This window comes from Vibrio sp. DNB22_10_4 (genome assembly GCF_052879755.1).
Genome location: NZ_JBNNXW010000001.1, coordinates 333,462 through 354,821, shown reverse-complemented (window position 1 = coordinate 354,821; position 21,360 = coordinate 333,462). Strand labels below are relative to the sequence as shown.

The window sequence follows — 21,360 nt, the reverse complement described above, 5'->3', positions numbered from 1 at the left end:
AAGTCATAGCACTAAGTATGCCTTCTAGAAACTAACGGCGAGTCACACACGGCATCGTTGCCTTTAGGTTAACTTTGTCAACAATGCCGTTTCCGTCTATTCCCTCTCGGATTCGGGTCTTATCATGTAAAGACAACCTCTACTTGATAGTGACTAGCCTCCTCATACGGAAGTCTAATTCCATTGATAAGTTCACCGTTAACATGTATCGAGCTTTGCTCACCACGTTTAAATGTAAACTCATAAGTAGAATTGCGAAACTTACGTATACATGACGCACTAGCCCAGTGCTTTGGAAAACAAGGATTGACGCACAAACCATTACCACTAGCTTTTACACCAAATAAACCTTCGATCACAACCAACAACATCCATGCAGAAGTCCCTGTTCCATAGTGCATGCTCGAGCGACCAAAGTTTGGAGAATCTTTTAACCCATAATAATAATTGGATATATACAAAGGAACCTGCAAACATTGCTCTATCGGATTTTCTGGATTGGTAGGTAGTGTTTTGGCTATTACATCATATAACGCGTCACCATCATTTTTAACTGAATCAGCAAAAGCTTTAAACATAGAAGCATGGCAATAAACTGACCCATTTTCTGTTGTGCCTGATTTTTTAATGCTCACACGACCCCACCTATCATCCCAACTGTCAAAAGCAGGATCTAGTAGCAACGGACCAAACGGTGTGTCTAATCGTTCAAGAGATTTTTCAATAATTTTTTGCTTCTCAAGTGATGCGACTTTTGAAATAATGGCCCATGTTTGAGCATTGAGAAATAAGCGATCATTATCTTTCTTGCTACCATAAGCTATTGCATTATCATCAAAACCTGCAACGTACCACTGCCCATCCCAACAGTGCTCATTGATTGAGTTTTCAAGCTCGCTCCGCATACTCTCTAAAGCAACAATTCTGGTTTTCATGTCATCAGCGTCAACGATTAAGCTTAGATATTCGTTGATGGAATAGATCAATGCCATAGTAGACCATGTCGATTCTCCTTTCCCTTCACGACCCACACCATTTATAGGATCATTCCAGTCACCATCACCAATCAGACATAAACCATGCCTTCCACGGTTCTGATACATGAATTCGATAGCATTAAATAGACGCTCGCTAATTAAGAAATCTTCATTATAAAATAGTGCGTTACTTCCTTGTTGTTTAATAAGTTGTACTAGACAAATTACAAGCCAAAGTGGTCCATCCGTATGATTTAAAAGGCATAATCCAGTTGGGGGGGTGCCGTCGGTGAAATGCCATTGCTGAATAAAACCATCTTCTCGCTGTTCCTTTATCACGTCTAGCATAAACTTTTCAGCTTCACTAGGGTTGATCATCGCGTATCCCATCGCGTCTTGTAACTGATTTCGAATAGGACAATATGTAGTGCCGCGGTTCTGGCGACAAAGCAAAATAACTTGCTTTTTAAGCCAGTGATTGACCAAATAATTGATATTATTATCAGGGGTTTCTACAGAAAATCTTGAATATTCTTCTTTCCAAAAGTCAATAGTGTCGTTATATTTTCTTTCAACCAGTTCATGATTCAACAATGAGCTCTCTAGATCAACTTCAGCTTTAGATTTCGCGATTCCAAACTGCAGGTGAATAGACTGACTTTCACCAGGTAACAACTTTAATGAATGTTCCATCGCTGCTACAAAATCTTCCGCTTCACCTTTTACATTATTACATTTACCATTTCTAACTGATTGCGGTAATCTATTCAAATTATCGCCACCAAAAAATCTCCGCTGACTCATATCAACGCTGCTTGGGGTTTCAGAACTAGTTAGATATAGATAGCTAGGTTTATTCTCTGCCGAATCCTTCTCATGGTAAAATGTATGGTAAGGAAAAGCATACTTTACAATTGCATTGGAGTTGGGATGATAGTCACACTCCCCTCCCATAACTCCATGATCATATAATCCAAAAGCAGAAAAAAAACTTAAATCCTTGAATTCATTTGTATTATTACTAAGCGTGATCGTCCAATATTCCTTCTTACCACTTTTAGGTACAAACACACGCAAACTAATACTAACACCATTCTTTTTGACTATTAAGTTAGAACTAGTCGTCGAATGATCACATTGATAGTCATCAAAATCAGATAAAGATGATTGCTGGTTTACATCAATCAACTCTCCGTTTACTTTGTCTAATAAATAAAAATTTCGATACTCTCTTGATAAAGCATGGCGCGTATAACCTTCTACATAGTAGCTATTAGCTTGAAGCCTCTGATCTACCTCTAAAAGATATTCGTCATTAAACAAAGGGTTCATCCAGCGTGTTGGTGTATCCGGCGTTTCAATGCGGAAAGTTTCGCCTTGATTTACAAATTGTCCATACTTCATTTATTCTTCCTCGTAATTGAGATATTTATAGTAGCAAAACAACTCAAATTTAGAGCTTCCCTTGCTACTTTTAACCTAAATATTACTTACTTTTTAAATTACTTAATTACACATAAGCATCAATATTATAAATCTACAGAAAACTTACTTTTTAGTTTATGTTTCCCTGCTTTAAGCTTTGTTAGCAAAAAGGGGACTGATGCTCTGGGGTGGACAATATTTGTATGAATACGAGTACTAGTTAATGGTGTTTTCTCATAATCATCAAGACTAATTATTCCAGAACTTTCCGTACCAACATTAACCTCAATCCCAATCTGTGGTTCCATTGCTTTCTTTGTATCAGGTTCAGAATACCAATGACCAATGGCAAAGCCACTTTCTACTACCCAAGCATCATTTAATAATTCAAATGAATGTGTGCGAACGCTCTCTCCATTATCTAATACTTCAATCTCCGATTTAACAATTACCGAACCTGATGTCCATTCGGTTACGATGGACCTTGGATTAGTAACTGTATTAATATTCTTATGGCGCATTTGCCAATTGATACCCTCATCAAAACTAAAGGCTAATATATTATCTCCAAAACTTAGAGTATCGGCATAAAGCAAGGAATGGACATCCACACCACTCCAAGTAGTATAAGCAAATTTATTATATTTATCTTTCTGAAATAAAATATTTATAGGACCAGAGAAATGAATAATTGATTCACCTTTATATCGTTGAGCAATACTCTGACAGGAAGGCATGGAATACACCTGTTCACTGACTGTAAGCTCTTTTTCTTCCAACTCCCAAAATATCGATTCATCGGGTAGGCATAATGGTAGGAATGCCTTCATACTCCAGTAAGGTGATGTAGGTGAGTTATAATACTCACACATCATTAAGTTTGGATAACTGTATCCTCTAGTCAACAAACCTCTATCATCAAATATAGACTTATCTTTCCAGGATCTGATTTGCCTACCCCACAAACCCTTAATTTCTGATAACTTATCTGTATCAGATTCAATAAGCGACAACGCTCCCCAAAAGCCAGATGTTGCAAAGCGATAAACCATAGAGCGCCCTAAAGGAAGAACGTCACCTTTTTCAGAAAACCAGTATTTGAAAGGTTCGAAAAACTCCTTTGCCCTCTCAATAAATAGTTTTGTCAGTCGGGGATTAGCATTCTTAACAAAGATTGAATAGAGGATGCTATAATAATGAATAGCGTAGCCACCGTAATGGTCGATAGTATTAACTGCACCATCGCCATACCAACCATCACCCAAATAATACCCTTCAATTAAATCAAAGTGCTTATTTTGCACCACTTGGTCGACTAAATCCCCTCTGCCAACATTTTTCAACCCTTCCTGAACTAAAATAGTAAAGAATAACCAGTTATTCTCATGTATCTTACTTTCTTGGATCTTAGCCAACCAATGGACTAAGTTTTCACGTTGTTCTATATTTAAAGGGATATACCCATGCTCAGGTAATGCGACAAGTAAAAATCCAATTACTGCCATTTCAACTGCCCGTTGGTCATGGTCTTGAATTTCTCCCCAAAAATTCTTATGTTCGGGATCAGTTCCTTCAATAATGGCTCTTCTTATCAAGTCCCAATGCTTGAAATCACCCCCACCCAGAACTAAAGGTATAACTCCCCAAAGTGGTCTTACAGCACCTTCTAGAGAGCTAGCTTTCATATCAAACTTTGCTCCCCCATTTTCAAAATCAATAAGGGCTCCTTGTTTGTCATAGAACGGCACTAAAGGGGTAAATAAATCATTAACTAGATTTTGGAAATCTCGTTTTGATTTAAGATTATTATTTTCAAATGGATTTTTCATAATGTTTAGCTTAATAATAATTTAAAAAATTTTGAGGCCAATAACAGCAAGCCTATCCTTTGTTACAACAATATACGAGGTAATGATGCATTCATCTTTATCTATTAGTAATTAAATGTGTAGAAACACACTCGTTAATAGAAAGGTTTCCTATTCCATATAATTTTTTATATATTCATAAGATACTTAATAACGTTAAACTGGCGTGTCGTTGTTAAACCAACACTAAACTAAAGTTGTTATTATACTTATCATATTTGGTAACTTAGCAAAACTTAGTCTCTCAATATAACCTTATATTATCACCATCAATCACACCCTATCGTTATCACGGATATGCTCACCAATTACTTTTAGCACTAAATGTAGTTTGCACTTCGTGTGGTGCCAATTTTCATACCTTTAACTTCATCTATTCCTACTGAATACTCATTTGTCTTTCTTTTACCATCATGTCCTCGATCAAAACCGGACAACTAAGAAGTCAACAACATTATCACTGATGATCGAGAAAGATACAGTGATACACGTCAATTTATTGAGAAATTTCACAACCAAAGAAACATTTCACATGGAATTGTCATGCTCATGAGCATTTGACGTCTGTACCTACGCTACAATGTCAACAATTGGTGCCGGTAAAATGACTTCGATTGAATAGCCATAGACTGTTATCTTCGAAGTCTCTGGTCTTAGAAGCAGGGGGCTACAGCGCTACACTATGATAGTCGGCTGATTTACCCAAATTTAGTAGCGTCAGTAAGCCAAATTAAAAAATCGACAAGAATGACGTATCGGGTATTATTCAAGGTTTATCACTACTAGATGTTGCATTTGTTTCTGGAAAATCTGTAGCGCAATAGGAACTTCAATCCCCAATGCGGATCATAGAAAATTGTATGACGCAAAATACAGCGCATAAATCCGATCATTGCTTTACTGTCCGTGTTCAACATCAAAGTGTCGAAGAACCAACGTACGAGCGCATCAATTCAATTAGCTCATCGATTTGCTCGTCGTCGATGACAATAAACCCGTCGCGGCGCAGATTAAGCACCGACTCGTGAGCTCTGGCGACCAACACATCATGCGCTTGTAAGTAGGCTTGATGTAGCGCTTTATCGCGCATCATGATTTCGGGCATGCTAGCGTGGAAGAAACGAAAGAGCCAGATACTGCCAAATACTTCTTCGCAAAAGCGCTGCAGATAAGCCTCCGCCGGTGTGTCACTTGATACCGGAATAAAGGACTCTCGGACGTAAGCTATATAGTCGGAAAACTCGCTTCTGCGGCATCTTGTTATGGCTAGATGCCATACACTACTTCATCGTGTGACAGCGACAGCACGTAGTTTTCACTATGCGGATAAACAAGCAGGAATGTGATGGTATCGTGATGATATTTGCGATGAACTCGATCTTCTTGAATGTACGATAAGCTGTCATGCATCCAACCCATATTCCACTCAAACCCAAAGCCTAAGCCACCAGCAAAGGTTGGCGCAGAAACGCCTGGGAAAGCTGTCGATTCTTCAGCGATCGTCATGGCATTCGGGATCCACTGGTCATGACTACGTGAGGAATCAAGATACAGCATCGAAGCCACTGCATCGACGCGGATGCCATACATAGAGCTGGTATCTGTAGATGAAACCTATGTGGATGAACAAGGTAACCGTGAGAACGATTACGCAGTGCGCTTAGGTTTTGTGATGAACCTATAGTAACGAAAGAAATCAGAAAAAGAGCAGAAGTGAATTAAAAACTGAGCAGCACTTTGCCGATTTTATCAACGATATTAAGGATATGGATTTGCGACTCTCGACTGTAGAGAGAGATACCATCCACTTGCTCTTCCAATGGGACATTCAGGTGGCTAGATTGCGCTAAAGTAGAACCTTTCCGACTTATCCCCATCACCTTCAAACCTTTTCTTTTGGCGTTGTGCGCCATTTCTACGACGGCTTGTGTTTCACCGGACTTACTGATTAACAACACCGTCCCGAGTTCAGCTCTCGTTAGCTGGTGGATATCAGTGATCACCAAGTGAGGAACATTAGCCAGAGAGAGGAAACGCGACAAATAGTTCACACTCACAATCGATGCGCCGCGAGAGTACAGATACACTACGGGAGAGCCACTCAGTGTCTTTGCCACTTGTGAAATGACACTTTGCTCGCACTTTTCACCGTCTAGGTTCTGTGCCTGTTCTTTTAACTCATTTGCCAACTTATATCGCAATTCTGTGTAGCTGGCATATCCCATTTTTTTACAAACTCGATTGACCGAAGTTGTCGTAGTAAGAGCCTTGTTGGCTATGGTCTTTGCCGAGATCTCATGTAACTGACTGGCGTGCCCAATCAGATACTCGTAAATAACGCGCTCTATGCCTCGAAAAGTATTCATCGCTTTTGACTATTATTGAGGAAACTGTCGGTATTACGCTTGAAAATGGCCGCGTTGTCTTTGCGTCGGATCACAGATGTATCGTGATACGTGAGTTGTATGAGGAAACAATATCTGATCCGAATCGAGGCTCATATACTGTCCACAGTAAGAAATAACAAGGTAGATACCCATGAGTAAAAAGAAGCTGGTTGCAGTAACTGCCTGCCCTACAGGCATTGCACATACCTTTATGGCAGCTAAAAAAATCAAAAGCTGGGCTGACAAGCATGGCTACGAAGTCAAAGTAGAAACCCAAGGCAGCGATGGTGTGAAAAACCGTCTAACTGCTCATGATATCGCAACCGCTGACGGCGTCGTGCTAGCCGTTGACGTACCGATCATGGATATGGAACGTTTTGACAATGCCAATCCTTTAAAGGTAAGAACTCAAGAGCTAATCAAACATGTGGATGCTTTGTTGCCATCGGTTTTTCAACGTGGCAAAGAAAAGTCGGCAACATTGAGTGAATTACCACTCGAAGAAAAACGCTCGGCGTATCAGGTTGCGATCGGCCATATCATGACGGGCATCAGTTACATGCTCCCTGTGGTGGTTTTAGGCGGCCTTTTAATGGCGGTAGCGAAGATCACAGGTGAGTTCATTGATATCTCTGACACACCGATTCAAACCCTAGATAAGTTGGGCTTCATGACCATAAAGTTCATGTACCCAATCTTTGCAGCATACCTTGCCTATTCTATTGCTGGTAAACCCGCTTTGATTCCGGCCTTTATTGGCGGTGTAATGAGCGATGAAGTATACAAACGCTTTTTCGACCTAGAGGGTTGGGCGCCTTCTGGTTTCTTCGGAGCCATCGCGATAGGTTTTCTTGTCGGTTACCTTGTCCGTTTTTTAAACGATACTATCAAGGTGAAACCAGATTTCACGACATTGAAAACCATGCTTGTCGTACCCGCGATTACTGGAGTGGTGATGGTGCTAACGATGGAGTATCTCATCAATCCATTCTTTGGCGCTTTGAACATAGCAATGATCAACCTGTTTACCGAAGCGGGTGATGCTGGTCGTGGTATTTACTCGATGGTAATTGCTGCTGGTACTGCATTTGACTTAGGTGGGCCTATTAATAAAGCTGCGGGTTCAGTGGCACTGGGTCTTAATGGCATGGGTGAAGGGTTTGACTTGCTCGCTCGTGAATTAGGCATCGTTATCCCACCTATCGGTGTTGGCCTGGCAGCTTTGCTCGATGGTAAATTCCGCCCACGCGTGTTCTCTTCTGAAGAGCAGACTGTCGGTAAAACCTCTTTGATGCTGGGCTTAATTGGCATTTCAGAGGGGGCAATTCCATTCATCCTTAAGAATCCGAAGATGATTCCTATCATGATCTTGGGTTCGATTATCGGAACACAACTAGGTGTATTGCTTAACGTATTCCAAAGCTTGCCATTACCAGCCGTATGGGGATGGTTCCTATCGTCCGATCCTGTGAGCTATACCATTTCCGTTCTTGCAGGTTCGATGTTTATTGCTGTTGCTCTGCTGCTTTGCACTAAACCTGAGCCTACTCAAGCTTAACCATTTTCAACGGAGGAAGATGCGTCTTCCTCCAATAAAATTCAGACCAAGATTTAGAGACAACGCCAATGGCTAAAGTACACGTAATTCCTCACACTCACTGGGACCGTGAGTGGTATTTCACCCAACAGGATAGTGATGTACTCGCGACTTACAATTTTACAAAAGTGATTGAAACGCTCGAAAACACCGAGACTTACACCTGTTACCACTTAGATGGCCAGTCCTCTATTGTGGAAGATTATCTTAAAGTCCTACCTTACATGCAGGAGCGCATGGCTAAATTGGTTTCAGGGAAAAAACTATTTATTGGACCTTGGTACACCCAAACAGATACCTACAACGTCGCCGCAGAGTCGATCATCCGTAACTTGAAATACGGTATGCATATCGCTGAGGGGCTTGGCCACTGTATGAAGGTGGGGTATTTACCAGATACCTTCGGTCATAACGCGCAAATGCCAACCATTTTTAAAGGCATGGGTATAGATAACATTATCTTCTGGCGCGGCATTGACTATGACCAGCAAGTTGAAAAATCACACTTCTTCTGGCGTTCTATGGGGGGAGATGAGATCTATGCTTACAACCTAGTTCACGGTTATGGCGCAGCAAAGAATATCAACGCAACACCTGATCATCTAGATAAGAAAATCTTCCCGATGGTAGAGAAGATCAAATCACTCTCAGGTTTAGATGAAGTGTTGATTCCATCGGGTGGTGACCAAGTTAATATCGACCCTGAGTTACCGAAAACCTTACAAGCCGCGACTGAGCGATCAGGTAAAGATGTCTACGTGATTTCGTCAATGGAAGCATTTGTTGATGTATTACGTGAGAATGGTCACACGTTTGAGACATACCAAGGTGAGTTCAAATTGCCACGTTACACACGCATTCATAAAACCATTGGTTCAGTGCGTTATGACATCAAAAAACTCAACTTTGAAATAGAACAGTTCTTATTGAAGAAACTTGAAGTCGTGGTTGCTATCGCTAAGGCGCAAGGTATTACTGTACACACTGAGTTAATCGATATTGCTTGGAAAAAAATCCTTGAGTGTCATGCCCATGACAGCATGGGTGGATGTAATAGCGATGCCACAAACGCCGATATCATGCATCGCCTCAAACAAGCGGAAGAGATTTGTCACGGCCTTTACAACCTTGTTATTAAAGAGATTGCCAGCGCATGTAACGACGATGAGTTGATGCTATTCAACGGTCAAATGACACCTTATAACGGGATGGTTAAGGCGGTTGTATTTAGTGCGAGTGAGAATATTGCGGTTCTGGAATCGGGTCTGCCCCTGCCTATTGAAGTTCTTAATAAAGAAACGTTAAGTGGCGGTAAGATCATTGAAGTAACGAAAGACGGCGAGAAAGAGGTCGACGTACCACCATACTACCGATTTGAGCTGAATGTGCTTGTTTCAGAATTACCTGCAATGGGTTATCGCGTATTTGAAGTTCAAGCGTGTAAGCAAGCTAATATGGAGCAAGTGAACAGCGAGCAGACGGTAATTGAAAACCAAGCGTTACGAGTTTCTCTAGAGCAAGGTCAACTGCGCTTAGAAGACAAACTCAATGGTCGCGTTATCGAGCAATTGCTGACGTTTGAAGAGCAAGCCGACGATGGCGACTCCTACGACTTCTCACCACTGGAAGGTGATACACCAAACTACAGCACTTCGCTTGAGTGGTTGTCATGTACCGTTGGTGAAACGCAACAAAGCTTATCTGTTCGAGCAACGTTAGTGGTGCCGCAAGATCTGACGGCACGCCAAAGTGGTGAGCAAAATAGACAAGCGGTATTCGACATCACGATGAGTCTGGTTAGTGGTGAGTCCCAGCTTCTGTTTGATATCAACACCTTGAACAACACTTGCGATCACCGTGTTCGCGTTTTGATTAACTCAGATCTTCAGACGGATACTTCAATTAGTACTCAACCCTTCGCACTGATGGAGCGTCCTGTTGCTCCTGACCTAGCGCAATGGCGTGAAAAGTACCGAGAGTGTCCTGTCGATATTGAAACCACAGATGGTTCTGTCGCGATTGCGGAATCGGAGCGATCTCTGATTTTAACGGGACGTGGCCTTAAAGAGTTTCAGATATTGAAAGGCTCAGAGAGCGATAAGATCGCACTGACTTTGTTTAAGTCGACCGGACGACTTGGTAAGGATGACTTGTTATGGCGTCCGGGGCGTGCATCTGGCATCAACAACACAGTGGTATATACACCCGATGCTCAACTGCAAAAAGCGATGAGCTTTAGCTTTGCTCTGGCTCTGTGTGATAACGCACAGCACAAGACCATTCGTCAGTTAGAGCGCCGGTATTTAGACCAGCCTTTTGGGTACCAAAAACAATCGCTGAACAGCTTTGAAAATCGTCTTGAACGCTTCCAAGTTCGCTTTGAACCGAGACAGCATTCACCTTCATTCAGTCTGTTCTCATTACCGCAAGCGCTGGAACTATCTAGCTTAGGACACGCCTTCTACCGCGATAATGCGATCATTCTACGCGTGTTCAACCCAACTGGGAGCCCAATCGAGCTTGACCTTGATTCGCTAAAGCACTTTGCTGACGTTGAATTGGTGAACTATCGCGAGCAGCCACTCGATGGCGCTTACATTGTGCGCCCTAACAACAGCTTAGATGTGCGTTTAACGCTTGGTCACAAAGAGAAGTAGGAGAGAGTCATGATTACTAGTGCGATTTACAACAAAGTTGCCAAGCTATATGGCAACGCCGATGCGACAGAAATTACCGATGATATTCTTGCTCTAATGAAAAAGTGGCAAGACAAAGCACCGCAATATCAGAATTGGGTTGATCAACGTACCTCTTACTTGATCGCTTATGGCGACAGTTTTTCTAATCAAGGAGAACCAACGCTAACGACGATGAAGACATTCGCTGATCGCTACTTGAAGGCGGCATTGAGCAACATTCATATTTTGCCAATGTTCCCTTATACCTCGGATGATGGTTTTAGTGTGGTCGACTACCGTCAAGTGGATTCTAATCTCGGTAATTGGGAGCAATTGAATGCACTATCTGAGAACTTTGACCTGATGTACGACTGTGTCATCAACCATATCTCGAAGAGCAGTGATTGGTTCCAAGGTTACCTAGCAGGTGATGCGAAATATCAAGACTACTTTGTAGAGTCGGATCCGAGCCTTGACTATTCAAGTGTAACGCGCCCCCGTGCGTTGCCGCTCCACACTCTGTTTAGCAAGGCATCGGGTGAGGCTGTACATGTATGGACGACTTTCTCGGACGATCAAATCGACATTAACTTTCACAGTCCGAAAGTGCTTTTGGAAAGCATCGATATCTTGTTGATGTACGCGGCAAATGGTGGACGTTCGATTCGCCTTGATGCGATTGGTTTTATCTGGAAAAAGCTCGGAACTACATGTATCCACTTAGAAGAAGCACATGAAATCATCAAGCTGTGGCGAATCATTTTGAATGAAGTGATGCCAGGGACGCTGTTGATCACTGAGACCAATGTGCCGCATAAAGAGAACGTATCTTACTTTGGGAGCGGCGATGAAGCGCATATGGTTTATCAGTTCCCACTACCGCCATTAACGCTGCACGCCTTGATGAGCGAAAATAGCGAGACATTGACGCAATGGGCGACTTCGCTGACAAATGAAGCAATGGCGCAACTCGCTCAAGGTGATAAAACTACCTACTTTAACTTCCTTGCCAGTCACGATGGGATCGGGGTTCGTCCAACAGAAGGCATCCTGACGGACGAAGACCGCCAAATGATGTGCGCGCAAGTCGAACGCAAAGGCGGTCGAGTGAACTACAAAAATAACGGTGATGGTACCCAATCACCTTATGAGCTGAATATTAACTACCTCAGCGCGATTACAGAGCCGACCGATAGCATTGACGACAAAGCGAAGAAATTCATCGCAGCTCAATCTATCTTGCTGTCCTTCATAGGTGTTCCAGCGATTTATTACCACAGCTTGTTGGGTAGCGAAAATGACGTACAAGGTATGCTCGATTCAGGGATTAACCGACGCATCAACCGTGAAAAATTGGATTTAGCGAAGCTAGAAAGTGAGCTGGCAGACGAAGACTCACTGCGATCAAAAGTATTCAAGCCAATGACGCGCTTATTGAGCCTTCGTCAGCAGTACGTCGCGTTCTCACCACAGGCTTCTCAACAAGTCATGAATTTGGGTGATGGTATCTTTGCATTGCAGCGTGGCGAAGGTGAAGAAGCCATTCGATTTGCGGTTAACCTAACATCACAAGCTCAAGCTGTAGTGTTAGCGGATTCCGGCTTTGACCTCATTAGTGAACAGTTCATGCCAACAGAATTTGAGTTGGCACCATACCAATTTGTTTGGCTGACACAGCAAAAATAAGGAGCACATCATGAAACTTGCCCAACTTACAACTCCTGAGCTGATCATGCTTGATGCTGTGTTTGGAGATCGCTTCGACGCCATCAATGCACTGACGGACAAGCTTGAACAAACAGGCAAACTTACTAACAAAGCACAATTTCTTGAGGCAGTATTAAAGCGCGAAGAAGAGGGACCGACGGCCCTTGGCGAATACTTAGCCGTGCCTCATGGTAAATCAGAGGCAGTGAAAGAGCCTGTCTTCGCATGTGCATTTGTGAAAGATGAGCTGATGTGGAAAGGCCTAGATGGCGATGAGCCAGTCAACATGATTTTCTTGTTAGCGATACCGCCAGCAGAGGCAGGTTCGACACACATGGAGGTTCTGACTACGTTGACGTCATCGCTGGTTGATGACGATTTCCGTGACCAGTTACTCGCTGCGCGAAATACTCAAGAGATCATGGCGTTATTTGAAAAAGGTGATGCTGCTAGCGAGCCTCAAGTTGATAAATCAGAAGCTGAATCAGCGCAACAAGACAACGTCGCAAAAGACATCAGCCATATTGCTTACCCGGCAGTGCTCGGCATTGGTGTCATCATCTCAGCATTTTTGTTCTTACTGCTTTAGATTGGTGCACTGCCAAGCAGGTTTGTGGGTGCATTGAGAAAGGCTTTGCGCAAGTATATCCGCAGGATTAATACAAACACCTTCCCCTCGCCGATGTTGGCGAGGGAGCCTAGGTGGAAGTACAACTAACGACGGTGGTACTAGAAATATCGCTGCGACTCTCAAGTTGGGTGCGTCGGTACTACTACGCCACCGCCTTATACTTCAATTTCAACTTAGTCAGCACTTCTTTACCCTTGTCGGTACTATAAGGCCACAATAAAACGATAAACTTACCCACGCCGCGATTCACATCAGCTTTGGTTATCGACTTGCCCACTGAGTTTGCCATTAAGTAACTCACCCAAAAGCCACCAACTACGCGCATCAATTCAATTAGCTCATCGATTTGATCGTCGTCGATGACAATAAATTCGTCGCGGCGCAGATTGAGCACCGACTCGTGAGCTCTAGCAACCAATACATCATGCGCTTGCAAATAGGCTTGATGCAGGGCTTTATCGCGCATCACGATTTCGGGCATGCTGGCGTGGAAAAAACGAAAGCGCCAGATACTGCCAAACACTTCTTCGCAATAGCGCTGCAGGTACACCTCCGCCGGGGTGTCACTGGATACCGGAACAAAGGACTCACGGACGTAGGCGATATAGTCGGAAAATATCGACTTGATAATGTCTTCTTTATTGCGAAAGTAGTAATAGAGATTGCCAGGACTCATCCCTAGGTGGGCAGCAATATGGTTAGTAGTAATGGCGCGTTCGCCTTTCTCATTAAATAGCTTCAAGCTGGCTTGAATGATTTTATCTCGGGTCTTCATACTCGTTAACGAATCTACCTCTATCGAAGAGCTTAATAAACAAAAGCCCCAGCAAAATGCTGGGGCTTCAACTCATTTAGCCTTGGTACTTGTAGAATACCGTTGAAAGCGGCGGCAGACGCAGTGAGAGAGACTGAGGCTGCGCTTCACTCTCAACAGTCTCCGTTTCTGCTACCTGAGCTACACCAAAACCACTGCCGGCATAGAGGCTGTCATCGGTATTTAGCAATAGCTCATAACGACCCGCTAACGGCACACCCAATCGGAATGCTTCGTGTGGTACTGGTGTAAAGTTGCTGACAACCAGCACACGTTCGCCATCTTCACTAATGCGCTCGTGCGCCAAAATACTCGCTTCTGCGGCATCTTGTAATCGCCACTCAAAACCTTGCGGATCTGAGTCTTGATCAAACAACGCTTTTTCACGGCGATACAATAAGTTCAAGTCTTTAGTCAGTGCTTTCACACCTTGGTGACGTTCAAAATCAAGCAAGAACCATTGAAGCTGGTCATCGTGGTTCCACTCACCCGTTTGACCAAATTCCGCACCCATGAAGTTCAGCTTCTTACCCGGCTGAGCATACATGTAACCCAAGTAAGCACGAAGGTTCGCTGTTTGTTGCCACTCATCACCCGGCATTTTGTTATGGATAGAGTGTTTGCCGTATACCACTTCATCGTGTGATAGCGACAGAACATAATTTTCACTATGTGCATAAACAAGCGGGAACGTGATGGTATCGTGGTGGTATTTACGATTAATTGGATCTTCTTGAATGTAGGACAAGCTGTCATGCATCCAACCCATATTCCACTTAAACCCAAAGCCTAAGCCACCAGCAAAGGTTGGCGCAGAAACACCTGGGAAGGCCGTCGATTCTTCGGCGATCGTCATGGCATTCGGGAAGTGTTTGTACACTTCTTCGTTCATCCATTTCAAAGTTGCAATCGCATCGTAGTTTTCACGGCCGCCATCGACATTCGGGATCCACTGGTCATGACTACGTGAGTAATCGAGATACAGCATAGAAGCCACCGCATCCACGCGGATGCCATCGATATGGAATTGCTCAAACCAGTAAAGGGCGTTAGATACCAAGAAGCGACGAACGTGCTCGCGTCCAAGATCGTAAATGTACGAGTTCCAATCTTGGTGCCAACCGCGACGTGGATCTGGATCGTGGAACAGCGGCGTGCCGTCAAAGTTCGCTAAGCCGTGATCGTCCGATGGGAAGTGCGCCGGAACCCAGTCAAGCACAACACCAAGGCCAGCTTGGTGACACTGATCGACAAAGTACTTGAAGTCATCGGGTGAGCCAAAACGGCTAGTCGGTGCAAACAAACCTACTGGCTGATATCCCCATGAACCGTAGAACGGGTGCTCAGAAACTGGCATCAATTCAACATGGGTGTAGCCCATATCGGTTAAGTAAGGGATCAGTTCATCAGCAAGTTCGCGATAATTTAGGAAGTCGCCATTGTCATTACGTTTCCAAGAGCCTGCGTGCAGTTCGTAGAATGACAGTGCTTCTTTGCGTTTTTCTGTTACCGGACGCTGCTGCCAGTTGGTATCTTGCCAGTCATAGCGGTCATGGTTATAGGTAACAGAAGAAAACGATGGGTATTGTTCAGAATAAAAGCCCCATGGATCCGCTTTGTGCGGCAGACCTTCACCATCAGGTCCTTTGAGCTCAAACTTGTATTGAGTGCCTTCAGGTAGGTTTGGAACAAACAGTCCCCAAATACCGTAATCAAGTCGCTGCATTGGGTTACGACGACCATCCCAAGCGTTAAAATCACCGACTATACTTACCGCTGTTGCATGCGGTGCATACACTAAGAAACGCGTACCTTCGATGTTTTCACCATCACGTTCTTGGGTAATAAATTGCGCCCCCATGTGGTGATACATCTCTTTTGGTGTATGCAGTTCTTCATATTCCGCATACAAACCGTGATATTGGTACGGATCATCGAGCATCTGCTCGGTACCATTCCAGTCAACAGCCAACTGATAGTGGGTAAATCGTAAATCGAGATCCGATTCAAGGATAAATCCAGATGCTTTGTCTCGAACCATTGGCATTCTGGTGCCATCTTTTAAAACAACCGCTGCGGCGTCCGCACCGGGCATCCAAACCCTTAGCGCATGAGTCTCATCTTGTAGGTATGGACCTAGGAATGAGAATGGGTCAGCAAACGATGCACTCGAGAGTCGATCGTACGCCTGTTGTTGTCTTTTAAGCCCTTTTTTGTTCAACGTTCATCTCCCTCGACCTAACACTGTACCCCCCCTTTTTATTGTTGAGTCCCAGCCAATGGCAAAGACGTCGGAGGCACAAAATAAAAAGCCCGCGATATGCGGGCTATCTTTAAGATTTCATTGTACTGGAAACATCCTGTACGGGAAGTGACAAGCGCCCAATTTTGCATTGCAATCGGCCTATTTCACCGACAATTTACAATATAAATTTGAGAATGATATAACCCAGCCGCCAAAACGAAGAAAAGCACGACTCTTTGGAAATGACAGAACAAATATCCAAAAGAGTCGTGCTTTGTTAGCGATTCAATAATCTATGATTAGCTGGCTTTCGCGCGTACTTCCGTGAGGCGTTTAGCGATGCGATTCACCCCTTCTTGAGCGAAGATTTCTTCAAGATTCATCGACAATTTACGACGCCAGTTCGGGTACTCATTAACCGTACCAGGAATGTTTACTGGCTTATCCATCTCTAGCCAGTCTTCTAGCTGAACACTGAGTAGTGCAGAAGAACCCGCGGCTACGTGAAGCTGTAGCGCTTCGCTCAAATGCGCGTCCATAGGGACAAGACTTGCATCGCGACCCACACCTTCAGGTAGATAACCATGCCATGCGACGCTATCAATAATGCCTTGTTTGCACACTAGGCGGTCATCAAATAGACCCGCTAGCTGTTCTTCATTTGGATACAGACCAATCTCGCGGCCCATCTTCAGGTCATCACAGTGCCAGAAGCCACGTAGCGTTGGCATATCGTGAGTACACAATGCAGACATTGATTGATCCGCATAGTGCTCAGGAGAGATAAAGCCGCCATCTTCTGCTGTTTCGAAGAAGAACACCTTGTAGGAGTGCACGCCAGCGTCACGCAGAATTTCTACGATTTCATCTGGCACAGTACCCAAGTCTTCACCAATAACGCTACATTGATGACGGTGTGACTCAAGCGCTAGAATTGCTAGCATGTCTTCTACTGGGTAGTAGATGTAAGCACCTTTCGTTGCGTTCTCACCTTTTGGAATCCACCAAAGGCGCAGAAGACCAAGAACGTGGTCGATACGCAATGAACCACAGTGCTTCATGTTAGCACGCAGCAATTGGATGTACGCATCGTAAGACGTAGCTTGCAATACCTGTGGGTTTAGTGGAGGTAGACCCCAGTTTTGACCCAGAGGACCCAAGATATCTGGTGGAGCACCGATGCTCGCATCCATCACTAGGTTGCCATTGTCTGCCCAAGTTTCAGAGCCAGAATCTGCAACACCTACAGCTAGGTCACGGTACAGACCTACTGCCATACCCTTCTCTTCAGCTAGTGCTTGAGCTTCGTTGATTTGAACATCAGCGATCCACTGCAAGTACATGTAAAGCTGAACTTTGTCTTGGTTATCTGCAATGAACTTCTGTGTTGCTGCATTTTCGAAACGGCGGTACTTCTCTGGGAATACTGGCCAGCCCCACATGTTGCTGTCTTCTGCATGAAGCTCAGCGTGGATCGCATCGAATGCGGCTTGATGCAGTAGGCTCTCACCACCTGCTTCAATGAAGTCTAGGAACAGTTTCGCGCGCTCAGAGTGTTTGTCTAGATGACGAGATTTGAACTCATCGAAAAGCAGCGGCAATACGTTCATCTTAAGCTCAGCCACTTCGGTGTAGTTCACCCAGTGTGACTCACGCGCTTTTTGTAGACGTGCTTGGAACTCAGAACCACCAACGATTTGTTGTGCGTCTGCGCTCAATGCAAACTCCGCGACAGAGCTTACGTCGATATAAAGAATATTTAGCCAGCGACGTGAAGATGGGCTGTAAGGGCTCGCACCTTCTGGGTTCGCAGGGAAAAGCGAGTGAATTGGGTTAAGACCCACAAAGTCACCACCGCGTGCAGCGATATCAGCAACCAACTGTTTAAGGTCGCCAAAATCACCGATACCCCAGTTGTGCTGGGTACGAAGCGTGTAAAGCTGGATACTTGGACCCCAAAGCTTTTTGCCGTCGTCAAATGCGCTTTGCTTGTAACATGCACGAGGTGTGCGAATAAGCGTCATCTCGTAAGGCGCTTTGCGGCGCTTACGCTCTAGGTAAAGCTTGTGATAACCCCATGGAAGGTTTTTTGGTAACGCAAATACTAAAGGGCCACCCTCAGCACGTTCATCACGAACGATCTGAGATTGAAGATAGCCTTCAAGTACTTCTCCTTGCTCGGTCTCTAGACGCCAGCTGAAATCGCTTTCTCTCGCGCTCACACCTAAATGAAGTTCTACTTCAACTGCATCACCGTCTTTAACAACCAGTACTGGATCCAGCACTTCTTTCTTGTGCTTTTTCTCGGCAGATTTTAGTAGTGATTCATCATTTGTCGTGTCGTAGCCTAAAGACGCAAGCAGACGAAGAATGGTTTCGTCCTCAACTTTGGCTGCATCGCCCCACGCACTTACGTAGCTGTCGGCTATTCTTGCCATCTCAGCAACTTGTTTTAATGCTGTTTGTTCTGTCATCGCTCTCTCCGAAGGACTTCTCTTAACCTTCAAATCGGTAGGGTTATTATTAATTCAAGTAAAAACCAAGGTACCTTTCGGTACCTTGGTTAAATTTGTTAGCGTGAAACTGATTCAAGCTTCCAAATGTTATTCACGTAATCGCGAATCGAACGGTCTGAGCTGAACTTGCCAACTAGCGCCGTGTTTAGAATCGCTTTCTTCGCCCAACCCGCTTGGTCACGGTATTGCGCGTCCATGTCTTCATGCGCCTTCACGTAAGATGCGAAGTCAGCAAGACATAAGTACGGGTCACCACCATCTAGTAGGCTGTCGTATGTTGCACGTAGTAGACCTGGTTGACCTGGAGTAAACTCTTCACCTAGCAGTAGGTCTAGAGATGCCTTCAGTAGTGGGTCAGCGTTGTAGAAGTCGTAAGGGTTGTAACCTGCCGCTTGCGTGCGTTTCACACCATCAACCTCTAGACCGAAGATGTAGATGTTCTCGTCACCGACTTCTTCACGGATCTCAACGTTAGCACCGTCCATCGTACCGATAGTTAGTGCGCCGTTAAGAGCCATCTTCATGTTACCTGTACCTGATGCTTCTTTACCTGCCATAGAAATTTGCTGAGAAACGTCAGCAGCTGGAATCAACATTTCAGCCATACTTACACGGTAGTCAGGAATGAATACCACTTTCAGCTTACCGCCTAGGCGTGGGTCGTTGTTTACTTTCTCAGCAACCTTGTTAATCGCAAAGATGATCTCTTTCGCTAAGTGGTAACCCGGTGCAGCTTTAGAGCCGAAGAATACAACGCGTGGCGTCATATCAAATGTTGGGTCATTCAATAAACGGTGATACAGAGACAACACGTGTAGCAAATCAAGCTGCTGGCGCTTGTACTCGTGTAGGCGCTTGATCATCACATCAAAGATAGCATTCGTATCTAGCTCGATACCCATGTTCGCTTTAACCCAGTCAGCTAGACGCTGTTTGTTCTGCTTCTTAACAGCCATGTAGTCTTTCTGGAACTTAGCGTCATCAGCGAATTTCGCGATACCTTCCAGCTGCTCAAGCTTAGCTGGCCACTCAGAACCAATCTTCTCAGTGATAAGAGCCGATAGACCTGGGTTACAGAATTTCAACCAACGACGTGGTGTCACACCGTTCGTTACATTATGTAGACGAGTTGGGTACATCTCGTGGAATTCAGGGAACAGATCTGTTTTCACTAGCTGAGAGTGAAGTGCTGCTACACCGTTCACTGCGTATGAACCGATAACACATAGGTTAGCCATACGAACCATGCGGTGGAAACCTTCTTGGATGATAGAAAGCTTCGCTTGTTTCTCACCATCACCAGGCCACATTGCACGTACTTCTTGTAGGAAGCGGTGGTTGATTTCAAAGATGATTTCCATGTGACGTGGAAGTAGACGCTGGATTAGCGACTCAGACCAAGTCTCTAGTGCTTCTGGAAGTAGAGTGTGGTTTGTGTATGCGAAAGTCTTAGAAGAAATCGCCCACGCCTCATCCCAGCTCAAACCTTTCTCATCTAGAAGGATGCGCATCAGTTCAGGGATAGCAATGGTTGGGTGCGTATCGTTAAGCTGAATGGTTTCTTGCTTAGGAAGATCCGCTAGCGTGTAACCTGCTGCTTCGTGACGACGTAGGATGTCACGTACAGACGCCGCTGAGTGGAAGTACTGCTGCATTAGACGCAGAGTCTTACCTTTCTCGTGGTTATCGTTCGGGTATAGAACCTTAGTGATGTTACCCGCATCGATTAGCGCGTGCTGTGCTTCGAAGTAATCACCATTGTTGAAGCTCTCTAGAGAGAATGGAGCAATTGCCTGACATTCCCAAAGACGCAGTGGGTAAACTGTATCTGACTCGTAACCAACAATTGGAAGATCCCAAGGCATTGCTTTTACAGACATACCAGGAACCCATTGACGTACTTCTTTGCCATCAACGTTTACAACTTCAACGTGACCAAAGAAACCAATCTCTTGTGCAAGCTCTGGACGAGCGACTTCCCACGGGTAGCCTTCAACAGCACGCCATGCATCAGGCGCTTCTTTTTGACGACCATCTTCGAATGACTGCTTGAATAGACCGTATTCGTAGTGAAGACCATAGCCTACAGTTGGGAATTCTTGAGCTGCACATGAATCCATGAAACATGCTGCTAGACGACCTAGACCACCGTTACCAAGTGATGGGTCACGCTCTTCTTCTAGAAGGTCAGTTAGGTTGTGACCTAGTTCAGCCATTGCATCTGTAACTTGCTCGTACAGACCCATGCTGATTAGGTTGTTACCTGTTAGACGACCGATTAGGAATTCTAGAGATAGGTAGTTAACACTTTTCGCGCCCTTGATGCGCTCGTCCGCTTCAGTTTCAAGCAGGTCAAAAGTCGTTAGCTCAGCAAGCGCACGACCCATTGCTAGATACCACTGACGTTCTGTCGCAGTTTCTACTGTCGTTGCATACGTTGCTGATAGGTGTTTTTTAACACTTTCTTGGAAAGAAGCTTTATCAAATTTTTTCTGTTGCGCAGGTTTCATTACGA

At 44.4% G+C, this 21,360-nt stretch carries 11 protein-coding genes and 2 pseudogenes; 4 read left to right on the top strand and 9 right to left on the bottom strand.

Translation table 11 applies throughout. From position 1 onward, the window contains the following. Window positions 1-122: 122 nt before the first annotated feature. From ACVA6Q_RS01395 to ACVA6Q_RS01375, 5 genes and pseudogenes are all read right to left on the bottom strand, one after another. On the bottom strand, window positions 123-2,381 hold the full coding sequence (locus tag ACVA6Q_RS01395) for a GH36-type glycosyl hydrolase domain-containing protein (RefSeq protein ID WP_446646223.1): 2,259 nt from the start codon (window positions 2,379-2,381) through the stop codon (window positions 123-125). A 767-nt stretch (window positions 2,382-3,148) separates the two neighbouring features. After that, a pseudogene (locus ACVA6Q_RS01390) lies at window positions 3,149-4,231 on the bottom strand (DUF2264 domain-containing protein); the annotation flags it as partial. Between the two features lie 955 nt (window positions 4,232-5,186). Continuing rightward, the gene (locus tag ACVA6Q_RS01385; RefSeq protein WP_446647154.1) at window positions 5,187-5,498 is read right to left on the bottom strand and encodes a TetR/AcrR family transcriptional regulator; all 312 of its coding nucleotides are present in this window, start codon (window positions 5,496-5,498) and stop codon (window positions 5,187-5,189) included. 44 nt (window positions 5,499-5,542) lie between these two features. Then, window positions 5,543-5,854 (bottom strand): annotated as a pseudogene (locus tag ACVA6Q_RS01380) (1,4-alpha-glucan branching enzyme); the annotation flags it as partial. Window positions 5,855-5,988: 134 nt separating this feature from the next. Beyond that, entirely contained in the window at window positions 5,989-6,636 is a 648-nt protein-coding gene (locus ACVA6Q_RS01375; RefSeq protein ID WP_446646222.1) for a MurR/RpiR family transcriptional regulator, read from the bottom strand. 172 nt (window positions 6,637-6,808) lie between these two features. Between ACVA6Q_RS01375 and ACVA6Q_RS01370 the strand changes: the two genes are divergently transcribed. From ACVA6Q_RS01370 to ACVA6Q_RS01355, 4 genes are all read left to right on the top strand, one after another. Next, window positions 6,809-8,215 (top strand): PTS fructose transporter subunit IIC, encoded by a 1,407-nt coding sequence (locus ACVA6Q_RS01370; protein WP_353499978.1) that lies wholly within the window; start codon window positions 6,809-6,811, stop codon window positions 8,213-8,215. A gap of 68 nt (window positions 8,216-8,283) precedes the next feature. After that, entirely contained in the window at window positions 8,284-10,911 is a 2,628-nt protein-coding gene (locus tag ACVA6Q_RS01365; protein ID WP_446646221.1) for a glycoside hydrolase family 38 N-terminal domain-containing protein, read from the top strand. Between the two features lie 9 nt (window positions 10,912-10,920). Next, on the top strand, window positions 10,921-12,618 hold the full coding sequence (locus ACVA6Q_RS01360) for a sugar phosphorylase (RefSeq protein ID WP_446646220.1): 1,698 nt from the start codon (window positions 10,921-10,923) through the stop codon (window positions 12,616-12,618). Between the two features lie 10 nt (window positions 12,619-12,628). Then, complete coding sequence (locus ACVA6Q_RS01355; RefSeq protein WP_446646219.1) at window positions 12,629-13,228, top strand: fructose PTS transporter subunit IIA; 600 nt, start codon at window positions 12,629-12,631, stop codon at window positions 13,226-13,228. 184 nt (window positions 13,229-13,412) lie between these two features. On the opposite strand, the gene ACVA6Q_RS01350 is transcribed toward ACVA6Q_RS01355, so the two are convergent. The 4 genes from ACVA6Q_RS01350 to ACVA6Q_RS01335 form a co-directional block, all read right to left on the bottom strand. Continuing rightward, a complete protein-coding gene (locus tag ACVA6Q_RS01350; protein ID WP_446646218.1) occupies window positions 13,413-14,045 on the bottom strand; it encodes a TetR/AcrR family transcriptional regulator in 633 nt (210 codons plus the stop codon). 76 nt (window positions 14,046-14,121) lie between these two features. Next, window positions 14,122-16,305 (bottom strand): 1,4-alpha-glucan branching protein GlgB, encoded by a 2,184-nt coding sequence (glgB, locus tag ACVA6Q_RS01345; RefSeq protein WP_446646217.1) that lies wholly within the window; start codon window positions 16,303-16,305, stop codon window positions 14,122-14,124. A 323-nt stretch (window positions 16,306-16,628) separates the two neighbouring features. Then, window positions 16,629-18,803 carry a 4-alpha-glucanotransferase gene (malQ, locus tag ACVA6Q_RS01340; RefSeq protein ID WP_446646216.1) on the bottom strand — a complete coding sequence of 725 codons (2,175 nt, stop codon included), beginning with the start codon at window positions 18,801-18,803 and terminating at the stop codon, window positions 16,629-16,631. 98 nt (window positions 18,804-18,901) lie between these two features. Continuing rightward, window positions 18,902-21,355 carry a glycogen/starch/alpha-glucan phosphorylase gene (locus ACVA6Q_RS01335; RefSeq protein WP_353499985.1) on the bottom strand — a complete coding sequence of 818 codons (2,454 nt, stop codon included), beginning with the start codon at window positions 21,353-21,355 and terminating at the stop codon, window positions 18,902-18,904. Window positions 21,356-21,360 lie beyond the last annotated feature (5 nt).